Origin of the sequence: Paenibacillus wynnii (assembly GCF_030812855.1) — a bacterium.
In the GTDB taxonomy this organism is placed as follows: Bacteria; Bacillota; Bacilli; order Paenibacillales; family Paenibacillaceae; genus Paenibacillus_AQ; species Paenibacillus_AQ wynnii_A.
This window is the reverse complement of record NZ_JAUSTK010000007.1, coordinates 94,078-111,237: the sequence shown is the minus strand read 5'-3', so window position 1 is coordinate 111,237 and position 17,160 is coordinate 94,078. Positions and strand designations below refer to the sequence as shown.

Annotated in this window: 16 protein-coding genes; 7 read left to right on the top strand and 9 right to left on the bottom strand. The window is 42.9% G+C overall.

The window, feature by feature from the left end:
* Position 1: 1 nt before the first annotated feature.
* The 5 genes from J2T20_RS09530 to J2T20_RS09510 form a co-directional block, all read right to left on the bottom strand.
* Positions 2–1,057 (bottom strand): ABC transporter ATP-binding protein, encoded by a 1,056-nt coding sequence (locus J2T20_RS09530; protein WP_307587765.1) that lies wholly within the window; start codon positions 1,055–1,057, stop codon positions 2–4.
* Complete coding sequence (locus J2T20_RS09525; protein ID WP_307587764.1) at positions 1,054–1,902, bottom strand: carbohydrate ABC transporter permease; 849 nt, start codon at positions 1,900–1,902, stop codon at positions 1,054–1,056. Before J2T20_RS09525 ends, J2T20_RS09530 begins: the two co-directional genes overlap by 4 nt.
* 18 nt (positions 1,903–1,920) lie before the next feature.
* Positions 1,921–2,835 carry a carbohydrate ABC transporter permease gene (locus tag J2T20_RS09520; protein ID WP_307587762.1) on the bottom strand — a complete coding sequence of 305 codons (915 nt, stop codon included), beginning with the start codon at positions 2,833–2,835 and terminating at the stop codon, positions 1,921–1,923.
* A gap of 63 nt (positions 2,836–2,898) precedes the next feature.
* Complete coding sequence (locus J2T20_RS09515) at positions 2,899–4,299, bottom strand: sugar ABC transporter substrate-binding protein (protein ID WP_307587760.1); 1,401 nt, start codon at positions 4,297–4,299, stop codon at positions 2,899–2,901.
* Positions 4,296–5,321, bottom strand: a complete 1,026-nt coding sequence (locus tag J2T20_RS09510; RefSeq protein ID WP_307587759.1) for a LacI family DNA-binding transcriptional regulator — start codon at positions 5,319–5,321, stop codon at positions 4,296–4,298. Before J2T20_RS09510 ends, J2T20_RS09515 begins: the two co-directional genes overlap by 4 nt.
* Before the next feature lie 209 nt (positions 5,322–5,530).
* Between J2T20_RS09510 and J2T20_RS09505 the strand changes: the two genes are divergently transcribed.
* The 7 genes from J2T20_RS09505 (at position 5,531) to J2T20_RS09475 (ending at position 12,777) form a co-directional block, all read left to right on the top strand.
* The gene (locus tag J2T20_RS09505; protein ID WP_307587757.1) at positions 5,531–6,265 is read left to right on the top strand and encodes a glycerophosphodiester phosphodiesterase; all 735 of its coding nucleotides are present in this window, start codon (positions 5,531–5,533) and stop codon (positions 6,263–6,265) included.
* 1,418 nt (positions 6,266–7,683) lie between these two features.
* The gene (locus J2T20_RS09500; RefSeq protein ID WP_307587754.1) at positions 7,684–8,469 is read left to right on the top strand and encodes an inositol monophosphatase family protein; all 786 of its coding nucleotides are present in this window, start codon (positions 7,684–7,686) and stop codon (positions 8,467–8,469) included.
* A 16-nt stretch (positions 8,470–8,485) separates the two neighbouring features.
* Entirely contained in the window at positions 8,486–9,217 is a 732-nt protein-coding gene (locus J2T20_RS09495; protein WP_307587753.1) for a hypothetical protein, read from the top strand.
* Between the two features lie 360 nt (positions 9,218–9,577).
* Positions 9,578–10,129, top strand: a complete 552-nt coding sequence (locus J2T20_RS09490; RefSeq protein WP_307587751.1) for a VanZ family protein — start codon at positions 9,578–9,580, stop codon at positions 10,127–10,129.
* Between the two features lie 332 nt (positions 10,130–10,461).
* Positions 10,462–11,718, top strand: a complete 1,257-nt coding sequence (locus tag J2T20_RS09485; RefSeq protein WP_307587749.1) for an acyltransferase family protein — start codon at positions 10,462–10,464, stop codon at positions 11,716–11,718.
* A 263-nt stretch (positions 11,719–11,981) separates the two neighbouring features.
* Positions 11,982–12,125, top strand: a complete 144-nt coding sequence (locus tag J2T20_RS09480; protein ID WP_307587748.1) for a GyrI-like domain-containing protein — start codon at positions 11,982–11,984, stop codon at positions 12,123–12,125.
* 283 nt (positions 12,126–12,408) lie between these two features.
* Positions 12,409–12,777, top strand: coding sequence for a collagen-like protein (locus J2T20_RS09475; RefSeq protein WP_307587746.1), 369 nt, complete (start codon positions 12,409–12,411; stop codon positions 12,775–12,777).
* 151 nt (positions 12,778–12,928) lie between these two features.
* Here the strand turns inward: J2T20_RS09475 and J2T20_RS09470 are convergent, their stop codons facing one another.
* The 4 genes from J2T20_RS09470 to J2T20_RS09455 are packed head-to-tail and all read right to left on the bottom strand — an operon-like array spanning position 12,929 to position 16,874.
* Positions 12,929–13,744, bottom strand: a complete 816-nt coding sequence (locus tag J2T20_RS09470) for an ABC transporter ATP-binding protein (RefSeq protein ID WP_307587744.1) — start codon at positions 13,742–13,744, stop codon at positions 12,929–12,931.
* Complete coding sequence (locus J2T20_RS09465; protein WP_307587742.1) at positions 13,744–14,775, bottom strand: FecCD family ABC transporter permease; 1,032 nt, start codon at positions 14,773–14,775, stop codon at positions 13,744–13,746. Before J2T20_RS09465 ends, J2T20_RS09470 begins: the two co-directional genes overlap by 1 nt.
* Positions 14,772–15,806, bottom strand: coding sequence for a FecCD family ABC transporter permease (locus J2T20_RS09460; protein WP_307587740.1), 1,035 nt, complete (start codon positions 15,804–15,806; stop codon positions 14,772–14,774). The genes J2T20_RS09465 and J2T20_RS09460 overlap by 4 nt, the downstream gene beginning before the upstream one ends.
* The gene (locus tag J2T20_RS09455) at positions 15,807–16,874 is read right to left on the bottom strand and encodes an iron-siderophore ABC transporter substrate-binding protein (RefSeq protein ID WP_307587739.1); all 1,068 of its coding nucleotides are present in this window, start codon (positions 16,872–16,874) and stop codon (positions 15,807–15,809) included.
* Between the last annotated feature and the right edge of the window lie 286 nt (positions 16,875–17,160).

The following is a 17,160-nucleotide window of genomic DNA, read 5'->3' as shown; positions in this document are numbered from 1 at the left end:
TTCATACATCCTTTACGCATATGTCTCGGTTCAGGCTCTGTCCGGTAGATTTATCGAATACGGCGATGGATTCGATATCGGTCGAACATACAATGGGCGTTCCCCGTTCTGCTTGATAATTAGGCTCTGCAAATAAGCGGACCAGGGCATCCCCGATTTTCAAACTGACAAGGGAAGAGTGTCCAAGAGGTTCTACCAAGCTGATCATACCGTTGAACACGAGATTCCCACTATCGCCAAGTTTGAGATCATAGGGACGAATCCCTATGCAGCTGGTTTGTTTTTGTTCCATAAAATGATAGTTATCCCCGTTTTTAATCAGGTTTCCTTCCAAGAAGTTCATGGGCGGCGTCCCAATAAATTGAGCTACAAAAAGATTGGTTGCGTGGTTGTACAGCTCCATAGGCGTACTGAACTGGATAAGCCGCCCGTCTTTCATGACGGCAACACGGTCTGCAATTGTCATTGCTTCTTCCTGATCATGCGTAACCATAACGGTAGTAATGCCGATTTCCTTTTGAAGCTGGCGGATTTCCTCGCGCATCTCAATTTTCATACGGGCATCGAGGTTAGACAGCGGTTCGTCCAGCAAAAGCAACCGGGGCTTTTTCACAATAGCCCTGGCAAGCGCTACGCGCTGCTGCTGACCGCCCGATAGTTCGCTCGGCTTGCGGGCTAATAAATGGCCTAGCTGCACCTGCTCCGCAGCTTCCTTCGCACGGACGATTCGTTCGGCTTTGGCAACCTTCATCTGCTTTAACGGAAACATAATATTCTCAAGCACAGTCATATGAGGGTATAGCGCATAGCTTTGAAAGACCATCCCGATATTCCGGTCCTTCGGATCTACCATATTCACTGGCTCGTTATCAAAATAAATCGTCCCGCCGGTTGGCTGGTAGATTCCCGCCAGCATCAGCATGGTGGTGGATTTCCCGCAGCCGCTTGGACCCAGCAGAGCAACGAATTCCCCGTCTTCAATGGTCATATTCAGATCATCAACCGCATTGGTTTGTTTATTAAAAGATTTCATTACATTTTTCATCTCGATTTTCATACGCGTTTCCCTCCTCCTGTGCTTATTTGCATTAAAGATTGTTGTGTAAGGACGAAGAACAGTAGAACCGGAACCATATAGAAGAGGGATACGGCACTAAGAAGCCCATAATCGATCATATTAGGATTGCTCATCAATTTTTGCAGATAGGCCGCCAGCGTTATATTTTCATCGCTTAAAATAAAGGTGTACAGGAGCAGGAACTCCGACCAGCCGGATAAAAAAGAGAATATACTGACCGCAGCAATCCCAGGCTTAATTAACGGAATTACAATGGTGTACCATACTTTAAAACGGTTGCAGCCATCGATTAAACCCGCCCATTCGACATCCCAGGAAACATCATCGAAAAATCCTTTAATAATCCAAGCTGTCATCGGAATTTGGAGAGCCGTTTTGACAAGTATGACCCCCGAGAGAGAGTCAAATAAACCTAAGAAATTCAAAATATAATAGACAGCAATTAATAGCGCCACACTAGGAAAAGCATGAAGCATCATTGTTGTTTTCAGCAGTCCTTGGCGGCCTGGAAAGTTCAAACGGGAAAGGGCATACCCCGCCATAATCCCGATCACGACTTCCAAAACAGTCAGCGTGCCTGCAAATAGCAAGGAATTGAAAGTAGCTGTCCAGATACTAGGTAAAGCGGAGCCGTTTATCACTACATCAGACCAAATGAATTTCCAGTTCTCCAAAGTAAATTCAACCGGAATAACGCCGTATTTCATCTTTTGTGCGAAGGAATTTAACAATAGCCATATATACATCAAGATAATAGGCAGGGTGACAATCCCCAAAACCCCGTAAGCGGCGATAGAAGGTAAACGTCTTTTTTGAGTACTCAATTTTAGGCCTCCTTTCCGTTATTCAATCCGCGATGCCTTAATCATCTTGCTCATTCCGAATACTTTCCAGAAAATGAAAGAGAAGAGCAGAGCAACGAGTACAAGCACCAGAGCAACAGCCGAGCCATAGCCGTATTCGAAGTTTTGGAAGGCTGTATGGTAGGAATACAAGGCCAAGACTTCGGTTTCAAATAATGGGCCGCCTTTGGTCAGCAATAAAATATATTCATAAGAAGTCAGCAGGGACATGATTTGCCATAAAGTGACAAACATAAGAGGCCAGCGAACAGCAGGAATAATGAGATCTGCAATGATAGAGCGGTGAGATGCGCCGTCTACTCTAGCCGCCATAAACAAGTCTCCAGGGATGGATTTAATTGCGGATGAAAAAATAATCATCCCGTAGGAAGCTCCTATGAGGCCATTTGCCAAGATAACGGCCGTCATCGGGTTTTCCGCCAGAAATTTTCCCGGAGGCAGATCGAAAAGCGATCTTAAACTGTTCAATACCCCGTATTCACTCGGATCGAAAAACCACAGCCAGATCAATACATAAACGACCGGCGGTGAAATCCTCGGCAGCATCCAAATTGTCCGGACGGCTAGCCCTACCGTTTCTTTTTTAATAAAGTACGTTGTCAAGAGTGCGAGAGCCAAACCCAAAAACACATTAATTAAGAGTGTAAAAAACACATAAATAACCGTATTATTAATAATTTCAAAAATATGAGGGTCTGATAACATTTTTTTGAAATTCGACAATCCATTATAATTCCAGCGCATCGCAGAATCCATATTTGTAAAAGCTAGAATTGTGATTAACACAACAGGCAAAAAAAAGAAAATAGAGATGAGCAGGACGAAAGGTCCCAGCATCACTGAAGGCAAACCCCATCTGCGCAAAATCATGGTCATACGATTCGATTTTTCCATGTTGTTCCCCCTTTGAAAAGTTGTACCCGGCAGTTGCTCTACCGGGTACAACGCTAAGGCTATTTATTGTACGATTTTCAATTGATCGCCAAGATCGTTCTTTAATTGAGCTTCGAGATCCTTCATGGCTGCATCAGGCGTCTGTTTTCCAAGCTCTACGGCTTGAATGGCTTTGAATACGGCACTGCTGTATTTGCTGAATCCTTCGTGGTTAGGCAGGAAGGTTGTATATTCGGACATATAAGCGACTTTGCCTAATGTGATGTCTGCTTTGAAAGTTGCATCGTCTGCTCCGCCTTTAGTAATCGGCAGGTGATAAGTTTTTACGTTATGTTCGGTTTGAAGCTTAGGATCAGCAACAAGTTCCAGCAGTCGTGTTACCAGCTCAGACTGCTTGGTTTGCGCGGAAACGGTATAAACGAATGGGTGGGACAAGGTAACCGGCTTACCGCCTTTTTCCGCAGCAGGGATCAGCATCATGCCCATATGCTCATTCACCCATTTCACATCGACCTTACCCAACTGATCATGGAAGGCGTCGGAAACCCAGTTATTCACATTCCAAACCCCGCCGAAATAGAAGAGGTTTTTCTCGTTTACAACAGTCTGATGGACGTTTTTCCATTCCATGGTCGTCAGGCTATCGGGGATCAATTTTTTCTGAGCGAGATCATAGTAGTATTGAATTTGTTTGGCGACTGCTTTCTTATCCAATACTAGCTTATTGTCAGCCGGGTCATAAAGCTTGGCACCGAAGTTATAAGCAAGCGCTTGGAAATCCGGTCCGTCGACTGGACGGTGCACGATGCCAAACTCCGCCGCTCCTTTAGTTTTAGCTTCTTGGGCCAATTGGGTCATATCATCAAGAGTAAACTCCCCTTTTTTGACCTTTTCCGGCAAATCATTGATTTGTTGGTCAGACCAGCCCAGTTTCTTCAAAATACCTTTGTTATAGAAAACAGGGCGGGCTTCCGTATCCTGCGGAGCAGCCCATATTTTGCCTTTGTAGGTCACGGATTCCCAAAGTACAGGGAAAAGATCCGAGTAAGCTTTGGATTGCTTCAAGCTATCAAGCGGCATAATATAGTTGCCATCCGCCAGCATGCCGACATACTCATGGCCGATTGCATAAATGTCAGGTGCTTTATTCGATTGCGAAGCCAGCATGAACTGCTTCACATAATCCGGCCAGCTGCCGTCAAAAGACTTGGTTTCCACTTTGACTTCGATATTTTTCCCTTGGGATTTTAATTCTTCATTTAATTTCAGTGATGCCTGAACCAGGTTGTCCACACGAGTCTTTTCAATGCCAGCCGTCTGTGCGGTTAAAGTTACGACCTCAGGAGTAGATGTTGCGCTCACACCTGTACCGGCAGTTTTTTTCTCTTCCGCTTTCCCGCAACCGGCAAGAACGCTGGAGCAAACCAACACTGTCGCTAAAACACCTGTCATTGTTTTTTTCATGATAAACCCTCCATTATTTCTATTTTTGTAGAATTTCTAATCTTAAGTTCAGGAGTAAACATCTGCATTTTGGTCTGTCTGGTATTTCCATGTATCCATTCGTCAAGCATCAATACCGCCTCATGGCCCATTCTTGTTTTGGCGCTGTGCACGGTAGTTAAAGATGGATTGGACATCGCGGCATAATCAATATCGTCAAACCCGACGACTGCAATGTCTTTGGGAACCTGCATTCCTTTTTCATAAATGGCTTTGATGACTCCCAGTGCAATCATATCGTTAGTTGCAAAAATGGCTTGTAAATTATGGGATCGTTCCCATATGGATTGAAAAGCTTTATAGCCTTCTTCAAATTGCGAAGAATCAGCATAGTAAATATGATTTTCATCTACTTCGTAACCGTTTTGGCTGTATGTCTTCCGAAACCCTTTTAACCTTAAAAAGTGACTGCGGTGCTCCTGGGGCCCGGCGAAGACGGCAATTCTTGTCAATCCGAGAGACAGCATATGTTCGGCCGCCAGCTCTCCGCCCCGCTCATCGTCATTGACGAGGTGAATCACGTTACTGTCATCGGATGTTCCGTTAACCATGACAAACGGAATTTGAGAGCTCTTAAAATAATCGATCAATTCTTGATTGAGCCGGCTTATCAGTATAAGCCCGTCCACCCGTTTCTCTAGCAAGAAATCCGCTGACTTGCTGGTTATTTCTTTATCCGTCATGACGAATATCGAGTACCCTAATTCCGAAGCCTTTTCCAGAATTGCGTCCAATATTTTCCCGTAGAATGGATGGGAGGCAATCGGATGATGCTGGCGGTAAATGATAACGCCAATATTTTTGGTGTGGCGGGAAACCATAGCGCGGGCTACAGCATTGGGTTTGTACTGCAGTTTCTCAATTGCAGTAAGTACTTTTTCACGGGCCGCCGGACTTACATAGCCTGAATTGGAAATCACGCGCGAAACCGTTGACTTCGATACCCCCGAAATATTTGCAATGTCAATGATCGTGTAATTCAATCAATAAATCACCCTTCCTATATGTGGGAAGGTTCCCACGCCGATCGATTTACTTTTTTAAAATTGTTTATAAGGTTATTTTAATGATGAATTATTTGATGAAAATTAATTCTACGTAAAGATATCGTAAACTGTTCTAAGCCGCCGATAGTAATGATACGAGGAAGAGTATCACAAGTGAATAATATTGAAGGTACGGTGGTAAATACATGAGATGGCCTTTGATCACAGCCCACACGGGCTGCTTGAATACTCCTCCGAATTCCATACCCTCTGTGCTTGCAGGTTTGAAGGCGGGAGCAGACCTAATTGAAGTCGATGTAAGAGCAACGAAAGATGGGATTGTTATTTTGCTCCATGATGAACATGTATTTACTACAGCTTACGGAAGCAGGAGGGTACGGGATTTGACCTTTGAGGAATTGAAGAGTCTGGCAGTGAACGAAGAGATAACCCTGTTGGAAGACGTTTTACCGCTGATCCGTGAAGCCAATCGGATCATCAATCTCGATGTGAAGGAAGATAGCGCTGTTGGCCCGATGATCGAAACCGTCGAAAAATATAATATGAGGGATTATGCGATTATCAGCGGATGTGAAAAAGAACGGGCAGCTTATGTCAAGGAAAATCATCGTCTGTATCAAGTAGTGCTAAATGCAAGCGCACGCCTGTTTGAAACCTGCGGAGCAGATTATGATACCTTTGTCAGGGAGACGTGCGGACATGCCATTTCTGCTTCGTGCAGCGGAGTCAACATCAATTATCGCTTCTGCCGGGAACAATTATTGGATTATGCCGGACGCCGTTGTTTGCCTGTTTTAGTCTGGACGGTTGATGAGACCCATGTGATGGATAAGTATTTGGACATGGGGGTACACTCCATTACCAGCAATGAAGTCCTGACCCTGATGCAACTAAGAGAGAACCGAAGAGCAGGAAGATGAAAGGATATTTGCTGAGTAGTTTATTAGCGTTATCTATTGGGCTGCATTCTAAGGGGAGGATGGGGCATGGCTTATTCGCTACAGTTCGTTCTATTACTGTGCAAAAGGTCGGCAGTATTTTAGTGATCGTGTCAGGAGTGCTTGGGGTAAAATCCTCTTAGTTGATTCATCACGGCTCATCAACTTGAACACCTTATTCAAAAAGATTAGGGCACCCTCGGCGGTGCCCTAAAAAATTCGCCTTCAGAGTGATACGGTGAACCATACCATAAGTAAGGCGAAATTTTTTTGTGTAATTCCTATTGTTAGCTGTACAAAGTATCTATTAATGGTAATTTCATTGTAAGTAACAAATGCGTCTCATTCTTGATTTTGGAAGGAACCAACGGAACAGACCTACGAACCGCTGCACATGGCTATTGAATATCCTCCAATTTATGCTTGTACATAGTCAGAGACCTCTGCGCATTCGCAGGAAATCACTTATCGTTATCAAGCCCGTCAAATGAGGAAAAAGATTGTTTGCGGTATATTGTTCAAGATTTACACGAGCATGAAGGCGTGGGATTACCATTGATTCAGGCTGCTCTTGAATTGGATAAAGGGGATTACAATATCAGGCACTAAGCGTGCTAGAAAAATGGATTCCTTCGATTGGGCAACAACTTGTTATTTTAACGCAAGTTAGCAAACCATTTATTATCCAAATAAACGGTAAGAAGAACCATCTGGTTGACGGAATACCCTACACCTCTGTGCGGACTGTATAGCCGCTATTTAAGTCTCAAAGGGTCATGCGAATCCCAAGCGGACTCAGGAGACGCTATTCAATCAAAAACAGCCTCTTTTGGAAAGAACCACTGCTCAGGTAGCGTCCCTGGTGTCCATAAAAATCCCCAATCGTCCGGTTTTACTCCAATAAGGTTTTCTCTGTCCGTTTACGCACGGGTTCTCTTTTTTTGGTTCGACAAGAACTCTAGGTCAACCCCTAATGAAATAAACGACCCATCTCTTATTGGAGGTTGGATTAATGGAATTGTGTTTTTATTTCCTCGGACGTTCCTGGAGGTATTCGCGGGTGGAGGTACCGGGTATGAAGTAGCCAAGAAACTGGGATCTTACGAGGCAGGACAGCGGATAATATGATTCTGCGCTCCTAAGCCTTTGATATAATGGTTCGCGGAAAATCGGAACACTCGATTCGTAAAAACATAATTGAAGAGACACACTTCTTTGGTATAAAATTAAACAGGCAGGCGTTCAAAATAGTATCCTTCAGGATAGTACCGCGTACGGCGATTATGGAGTTTTGTATGCAATTTAGGCGAAAACACCGTTCTTAATCTAGAAATAATTAAAAGGGTATAATTCATTTTGATGGATAAAACATTATAGCCGAATAAGGAAGAGGTGTTCCTTTGATTGAAAAAGTGATTGATATTGTAAGAGAAGCAAGTCGACTGTTTGAGGAACAAAAATTCGTTATTAAAAGCAAGGGGGATGCTACAAATAATGTAACATCGGTGGATTTGTCCGTGCAGGCTTTAATAAAAGAGCGCCTAGAGCCTTTATTAGACTCAAGCGGATTTATCGGTGAGGAAAGCGAAGATCATGAGTATCATTATGATTATCTGTGGATTGTGGATCCAATCGATGGAACATCGAATTTTATCAGAAATTTGGGCTGCAGCGCTATATCAGTAGGGCTAATCAAGGATAACGAGGCTATTTTAGGCGTGGTGTATAACCCTTTCCGAGATGAAATGTTTTACGCTGAGAAGGGAAAAGGTGCCTTTTTAAATGGCAAGAGAATTAAAGTTTCCGATCGGGACATCGAGCATTCCATGTTTTGCACAGCCATGAGTCTGTACAACAAAAACTATGCGAAGCCATGTTTTAATATTATAGAGAAAGTTTATAGCGATTGCGAGGATATACGTCGGCTGGGCTCTGCAGCAATCGAGCTAACTAATTTAGCTTGCGGGCGGGTTGAATTATATTTTGAGATTCGGGTGTTTCCTTGGGATTTTGCAGCATCAGATGTTATTATTCGTGAAGCAGGAGGTTTCTTGGGAACCATTGAATACGATAGAACGGTATTCAACCGCCCAATTCCGCTACTTGCGGCTAACACGAAGGAGAATTACGAATATCTAAGGAAAGTAGTAACGGATGAAATACCGTTAATTCCTTATCGAGAGTAAATAGAGGGGGCATATTGTGAACGGAGATTTCCAATATCAGAACTTTAATATTCACCGGGGGATGGTTGCTGAGAGTAAAAGCCTCCGCCTAGAAAATCTTTATGAACTGAGCGTCAATGAATTAGGTCTACAGCAGAAAAAAAGGGATCAGACGATTGCCTTTTATATCGCCGTGATTAGTTTTGTTATTCCCGCTATAATCAATATGAAAGCTTCTCTGTACGCAAAGGGTTCGGGGTTTCTGGCACTGTATGTACTGGGAGTCATGCTTGTCCAAGTAGTTATGAGATATCGTATATACAAAGAGGTGTATTGGATAACCTGTCGTACGATTACCCAACTATTCCAGTATAAGGAAGATCAGATTAACAAAGATTTAATTCAGCATCTCTACTATAAAAACATAGTTATAAACTCGAATACGGTTCTCGTGTTACAGGGTACTGAAGAGAGAAAAGAAGTGAACTTCTTTAAAACCTTCCGAAAAATTCAAAATAGTGCAGAAACGATACTTTATAATGTAATGGTACTAATGTTTTCGCTGGTCCTATGGATTGCGACTTATATGCTGATCCCTTTTGAAGGGTATAATTTTGCCATAGCAACGGTTTTTGTTCTTGTGAACCTTATTTATTGGAGCCGCTATTATTATAAACACCTTACAAAGATTTATGAAGTGGTGCTTAACAAGAAGGACGACTCCTTTAATGCCGTTTTCTCAAAGGCCTGGTTTTTACATATGTATTAATTATTTGTTGGCTGGCACCTTACACGAGGTGCTTTTTTAGTTAACTAGATATGGATAACCTTATGTGTTTATGAGTTCTCCTGGGGCTTGCTTAGCAGAACAGCAGGTTCCCCAGGCCGAAGTAGCATCAACGGAATTCTATCGGAAACAAAGAAACGATATCCTTTACCGATTCATTGCAGGGTTGGATAGGGGTTAATTTAGAAACAAGTCAAACCCCATGGATATATAAAACATCTAATGGCGGTGAGAACTGGGCTAAGCAAATCTTTACCAGCTTGTCATTCTCGACATCATGCTGACCGCCCTTTCAGACGACGAAAACAAAGCCATTCAAGACTAGTTTGGAAAGGAGATATTATGAATAAACGAGAACGAATAGTAACAGTCTTTTTATATGGTGTTTTTATCTGTTACATACTTTTGTTAATTAAAATATTGTTCTTATCGAGAGTTTCGATTTTGGAGCTGTTTGATAGCCAAAGGACTTTCGTTAGGTCAATCAATCTCATTCCCTTTAATAGTATAAGTGAATACATATCTGGCAGTTCTGCTAATTTGAAAAAATTTGCTTTTGGTAATGTGGTTGGCAATATACTTATTTTTATTCCCCTTGGTGTATATTTGTCATTATTTAAGAAGAATAAAAGAGTAATAATCAATCTGTTGTTTATATTTATTGTGAGTTTATTTGTTGAAATCATTCAGGGGCTTTTAGGAATAGGGACAGCAGATATTGATGATATCATTCTAAATGGTTTAGGTGGATGGATTGGTATTTTAGGGTATAAGTCTTTACTATTTATATTACGAAATGAGAAGAAAGTACAAACTGTAATCACAGTACTATCTGCTATCGTGGGATTACCAGTGATATACTATTTATTATTCATGATAAAAATGAGATTCTGAATATCTTTATTGCTTTGCCATAATAGAAACTGTGGAACATGAAAGGAGTCCGCCAATATTGAAACGGCGATGAGGTGGTTAATGAAAATTATTCGCCGTTAGCCCCGTAAAAATTTGCTGAATAATGAAATCATTGAAGGATTTTCCTGTAATTTATTGGAAGATAGGAGTACCTGAAATCGATGTACAGCGCCATTGGGAATGGGAGTAGTGGGCAAACGGATGCGGTGTTCTAGGCTTCAGTCATCCTGTTCAGTTCGAGGGCCATTTCGTTGTCTACGCGGGCGATCATCCGTTCGGGAAGTCAATTCGGAAAAGAGGAAATTAAGCTGATGTCAAAGATTCGGTTAGACAGTACCCGATTAACAGGAGCGGATGGCGTTCGTGCGATCGCTTGCCTGTCCGTCATCCTACATCATTTATCACAACGTCTAGCGATGCCCGCACAAAAGCATTGGCTTCAAGAAGTGCAGTCGTTTGTCTTGCTTGGGAACAGCGGGGTCAGCTTGTTTTTCGTGTTAAGCGGATTTTTGTTGTCTTTCCCCTTTTGGAGTGCTTATTTGGAAAATGAGGCGTATCCGAGTATCCGAACGTATGCAGTGCGTCGCGCTGCAAGAATTATGCCCGGCTTCTATGTTTCGTTCTTGGTTTGTCTGTTGCTCGTATGGGGGCTGGACATTCATACGGAGTTCTTGTGGCGGCGAATCATAACGGGTTTCACGTTCACGACGGGCTTCCACTATACAACGTTATTTCCGTCCGACTTGAATGGGCCATTCTGGTCGATCAGCTTCGAGGTGTTTTGCTACATGCTTATGCCTTTGTTTATGGCTTTATTGTTTATGCTCAGCAAGCGGCGTTCATTCGGAAAGGCGATCTTGTTCTGGGTCGTCGCGTTTGGATTGGTGTTTGTCGCCAACTCGCTCATACATCAGTGGTTTACGCCAAGCGAGAATGGCCGAGGTTGGGAATTTGGTCTGATCGGCGGCGCAAAATACTGGATGCCAAATTACAACCCGATCGGATTTTTCGGCCACTTCGCTATCGGCATCCTGGCGGCGGGCGTAACGGTCGCGATTATGCAGCGCGGCCCCGCCATCGAGCGGTTGCGCAAGCTCGGGCTGTTCGACGCCGTCGGGGCAGTAGCTTTGGTGCTTGCCGGCTTGCTGCTCTGGCGCATGCGCCACCTTGGTGAATTTGACTTCAGCTTCCAGCAACAGCCGTACTACTTCCCGACCTACGCGATTTTGTTCGGAGTCGTGCTGTTGTCGGCACCGTTCAGCCTGATGTTAGGACGCTTACTTGAAAATCCCTTTTTCCGATTTACCGCGAGAATTTCGTTCGGCTTGTATATTTGGCACTATTTGTTCATTACGTTAATCGAAATGTACGTCATAAAGGATTATCGCTATTTCGGGGTCGAGGACGTGTGGCGATGGTTAGGCATCAGTGTATCCGTCGTCGCAATCTCGTATGCGGCGGCGACGATCTCTTATTATGTCATAGAGCAGCCGTTCATCAATTGGTCGAAGGGCAAGCCGTTCTTTCGGCGCAATCGGACGGATACACACTCGGGCAAAGCCGCATAAGTTATTTCTCAAAAGAGGATTTAGCAGCTCGCGGAATTTTAACCAGCAAATAGCTTTTTCTGAAGTTCCTCAATTCCGTAAAAAATGTGATGAGGATGGCAGTGTTGACCTTATGAACGAGTTGCTGGGACGTTTTGGTAACACCGTATTGCATGCTGCCTTATATGATCACACTAGAGAATCTTTCAAGTGCATGATATGTTTTTACAAAACTTTCTGTCCCGGAATTAACTTGGGCTATTTTTTCAGACCCGCAATGTGATTTGCAAAAATTATGGGTACGAATATATTCCGAGTGGTTTCCGACCTCTGAATACGAACAGGTTGAGGCACCTGGTTTCGAAATGTATTATGGAATGCCAGGGCATACACAGGGTGAGATCTGGATACCAGTAAAGAAAAAGTAACGATTGTGCTAACGGTTAGCAATAAAGCGGGAAAAAAGAAAGGGCCATCCATAATAGGATGGCCCTAAAACTTGCCGTTACAGACAGCGCGGTGAACCGTATCACAAATAAGGGCAAGCTTTTTGCAGCCTTAGATTCTCGGATTAGTTTATCTATCGACGAAAGAATTGAGAAAAAATTCCATAATCGCGGCTGGGCGGGGATTTTTTTTTCATTCGCCCAGGCGCTCTTTCCGCGAATGCATATGATGATTATGCCTACTCATTGAAAGGAGTGATCACATATGGGATTTTTTCCAACGCCGGGAACCGGCGGAGGATTTCCGGGATTCCCGGGCGGACCTGGCGTGCCGGGAGGACCAGGGGGATTTCCGGGGACTCCGGGAGGTGCACCGGGAGGCGTTCAAGCGCCGACGGCTCCTCCACCGCAATTCGTACCGCAAATGCAGGCCGCCACATTTGCCATCGACCCCGGCGGGATCAGACGCTGCCTGTTCCGCAACACATACATTTGGCTGAACAACGGCGAGCAATTCTGGTTCTTCCCGGTATTCGTCGGGCGTAATTCTGTTGCAGGGTTCAGATGGTTCGGTTTCTTCTGGGGATACTTCGGTATCGATTTGAATCGGATTCGCTCGTTCACGTGCTTCTAAGTCGCTATCATCCAAGAGTCAACGGTTCGGGTTTGCAGTGGATAGTGAGGATCCCGTAGATATTTTTATATCTATTGTAAGTAGGCTCGCAAGAATAAAAAGAAGGATAGTCCTATAGATTCATGGACTATCCTTCTTTTAAAATCTTTTATTAAGAGTACATTTTCATTTTATTATGATGTCGTCCAATCGGTACCACAGAAGGAGAGCCCGAAACGGAGTCTTTGATTACAGCGCATTGGAGACAAAAAATGTCTTTAATCAAATTACTTGTAATAACCTTTGAGGGCTCGCCTTCGGTTACAAGCTTTCCCTCATGAAGAGCAAAAATATGGTCTGCATAGCGTGCGGACAAATTGATATCATGAAGAACCATTACAATGGTTGTACCACGTTTTTGGTTCAGATCTGTCAGCAGATCAAGAATCTCGACTTGATAGGTGATATCTAAGTAGGTGGTTGGTTCATCCAGAAACAATATGTCTGTTTGTTGTGCCAGAGCCATCGCAATCCAGACACGCTGTCTTTGACCACCAGAGAGCTCATCGATATTCCGATCGGCAAATTCAGTAATATTCATAATTTCCATGGCCTCAGCAACAGCTTCATAATCCTTTTTTGTCCAACCTTTAAGAAACGTTTGGTGTGGGTATCTTCCTCGTCCAACTAAATCTGCAACCGTTATTCCCTCTGGAACAATAGGAGATTGAGGCAAAAGCCCTAACACACGTGCCAATTGTTTTGGAGGGATTTTGTGAATGGGTACTCCATCCAAGGTAACTTGCCCGGAAGTAGGTTTAATAAGCCGCGCCATCGTTTTAAGCAGTGTAGATTTACCACAGCCGTTGGCTCCAATAATAATGCTTATTTTATTACTTGGAATGGAAATACTCACATCATGCAGAATGGTTTTATTATCGTATCCAGCGGTGATGGTTTCAGCTTGAAAAGTATGTGTTGGGTTCATTATAAATCACCCTTTCGATTGATTCGGATCAGCAAGTAGATCAAGTAAGGCGCACCTAGAATTCCTGTAATAACCCCTACAGGGTATCTAGTAACGAATGCGAATTGCCCAATAAGATCTGATGCTAAAACTAAAATGATTCCAACAAGACCAGCTGGGATAATGCTTGAAAAACCTACACCAACAAGTCTTTTTGCGATAGGTCCAGCAAGGAATGCGACAAATGCAATGGGTCCTGTTGTAGCTGTAGCTAATGCAATGATAAGTACAGAACTGATAATAAGTGCAATTCTTGTCTTATCCGTATCGACTCCAAGTGAAGTTGCTGCTTGCTCTCCAAGTTCTAACATATCTAATTGTTTCCTAAGTGCCATGATGATAGGTGTGAAGATAAGAACTGTAATGATAAGAGGATAAAGATTATCCATCTTGGCACCATTTAGACTACCGCTTAGCCATCTCATGGCAGTAGGGACATCTTGTTGCTTACCAATAAGTAATAAGTAGGATATTACAGCGTTTAGCATAGCTTGAATTCCAATTCCGATTAATATGAGTCTACCAATCGAAAAAGAGGTCCCTTTTGACAATAGAAAAATTACGAACACGGTCGCAAGTCCACCAACAACAGAAGCAATAGAAACAACCATATTACTTGCGTGTAGAACAATGATACAAAAAACAGCGGATGCACTTGAACCAGCTGTTATTCCTATAACATTTGGGTTTGCTAAAGGATTTCGCAACATGGTCTGGAATATATATCCGCCAACACCGAAAGCAAATCCAGAAAAAACACCTGCGATCATCCTCGGAAAACGTATCGTACCCACTGCAAATGTTGCACCTTTTACATCCCCACCCAGTAGAACACGAACTACATCCTGAACAGGATAAATTGTATTTCCTAGCATAAGCATCATGCAGCACAGTGCGAAAGCGATGCTTGCAAATAAGGAAGTCATGAGTATAAAACGACGACGTCTTTTTGCTCTACCTAATATAATAAGGTTCAAGTTTTCATTCATCATAACGTCCGCATTTTCGCTTTCATAGTTAATAGGATGAGAATAGGAGCCCCAATAAATGCTGTAACTATACCCACTTCTAGTTCCCCGGGACTACCGATAAGCCTTCCGAATATATCTGATATCGTTAGAATGATTGCCCCTGAAAGAGCTGACATCGGGATAACAAAGCGTAAATCAGGTCCAATAACGAGTCGTACTACGTGGGTGGCTAAAAGACCAATAAAGCCAATAGGACCTGCTAGTGCTGTTGCTGCACCGCATAATAGAATACCGGCAAAAGCAGCAATTAGTCTAATCATTCCAGTGCGTACTCCCAACCCTGTAGCCACCTCATCACCTAAAGCCAATGCATTTAGTGCCGGTGCTGTGAACAATGCTATTAGTATTCCAACAATTAGAAAAGGAATAAAAGTAGAGATAGAACTCCAGTTTCCTGATCCAACACTGCCTACTTGCCAAAATCTAAATTGATCCATAACGTTTGTACGGGGGATCATAATTGCGATGACTAGAGACGATAATGCAGCACTGGTAGCAGCACCCGCTAAAACGAGTTTAAGGGGGGTGGCACCACCACTCCCCATAGACCCAATTCCGAACACAAAAATGGCAGTTATGATCGCTCCGAGTAGTGCAAGCCATATATATTGACTAGCAGTACTGATATTCAAGAAAGAAATTCCACAAACTACAAATAGAGCGGCCCCGGTGTTGACTCCCAATATACTAGGATCTGCAATAGGATTACGAGTGACGGATTGCATTAGAGCCCCGGAAACTCCTAATGCAGCACCGCACATTAAACTAAATATAGTTCTAGAAATTCTTTGGCGAACAACATTTGCTTCATGGGACTGTACATCAGGGTGGAGCAAACCATCCATAAGTTGTGTCCACCCAATGGTACGAGAGCCAAAGGCAAGCGACGCCAAAACACTTATACCGAGTAAAATAACAAGGAGTATAAGTACTTTTATGAAATTCTTCGGAACGTTTAACTGCTTATTTTCTGAAACGGAAGTGTTCATCATTTATTTCAACTTGCCAACAGCTTCTGAGAGTAACTTTAAGTATTCATCAATGGAATAGTCAATGGCAAGCGGGTTTGGATTTCCGGCCGCCGCAAGTGGAGTGTTATCTCCAATAATAACAACAGATCCTCTTTGAACTGCTGGGATTTTTCCGAGAATTGGATCAGCTTGCAATGCTTTTAATGTAGCATCATCTCCATAAGATACGAAGATATCAAGATCGTTGAGAATATCAGCATTTTCAGCACTTAATTCTAAATAGAAACTGCTTGGATCCGTAACTTTACTCGTAATACTTTCAGGGTATTCCATTCCTAACTCCGTAAGGAACTCACCACGAGAATCGGCTGGTGTGTAAACGTAAAATTTAGATAAGTCTGTAGCTGTAAAGCTAACAAATGCAGCTTTTTTACCTTTAAGTTCAGGGTGTTCATTTGCTTTATCTTGAATTAACTTTTCTGTATCGGCAATAAGTTGTGTACCTTCTGCTTCCATTCCCATACCCATGGAATTGTATTTAATTTGTTCGCGCCATGAAGCTAGCCAAGGGCTAGTCTGATAAGCTACAACCGGAGCGATTTCACTTAAAGTATTATATTCTTCTTGAGTGATTCCTGAATACGCTGCAAGAATTACATCCGGATTAGCATCTGAAATGGCTTCAAGATCTAAGCCGTCAGTATCTTGGAATATAGTTGGTGTTTCTCCACCCAGTTCTTTTAATTTCTCAGCAGTCCAAGGCAACATTCCGCTCTCATCTTGAACACCGTAGTTTGCAGCTGAGAAACCTACAGGCACAACGCCAAGTGCAAGAACAACATCATGGTTTGCCCATGAAATAGTAACCACACGTTCTGGTTTCTTTTCAATTACGGTTTCCCCTAATGCGTGCTTGATCTTGATTGGATATTTAGTTACTGCCTCTTTGGAATCCGTAACCTCTGTTTTTGACCCTTCGTTTGCGGCTGATTCAGAACTTGATTGCTGATTTGAGCAACCAACCAGTGCAAGCATGAGCATTGCAATGATTAGTGTTGTGATTATTGAGATTTTTCTTTTTGTATTCATTTGTGTACCAGTCCTCACTACGAATTTATTTGATAATAATTATCATTATCATTAATATAAGTTCTCTTTTGGTGGATTGTCAATCAATTATGTAAAATACAACTCAGAATATATGAATCGTGAAGGGGATTAAAGTGACAGGCTTACCTATCAAGGATGGAGAAATGCCCCGCGCGGCAGCTCCATCCTTAGCGGTGGGACAGGCTTAGGTCTAGCGATTGAAAAACAATTTGTTCTATCCCACAATGGCACAATAGAAGTTGAAAGTAATCTTACTTAGGCGCTG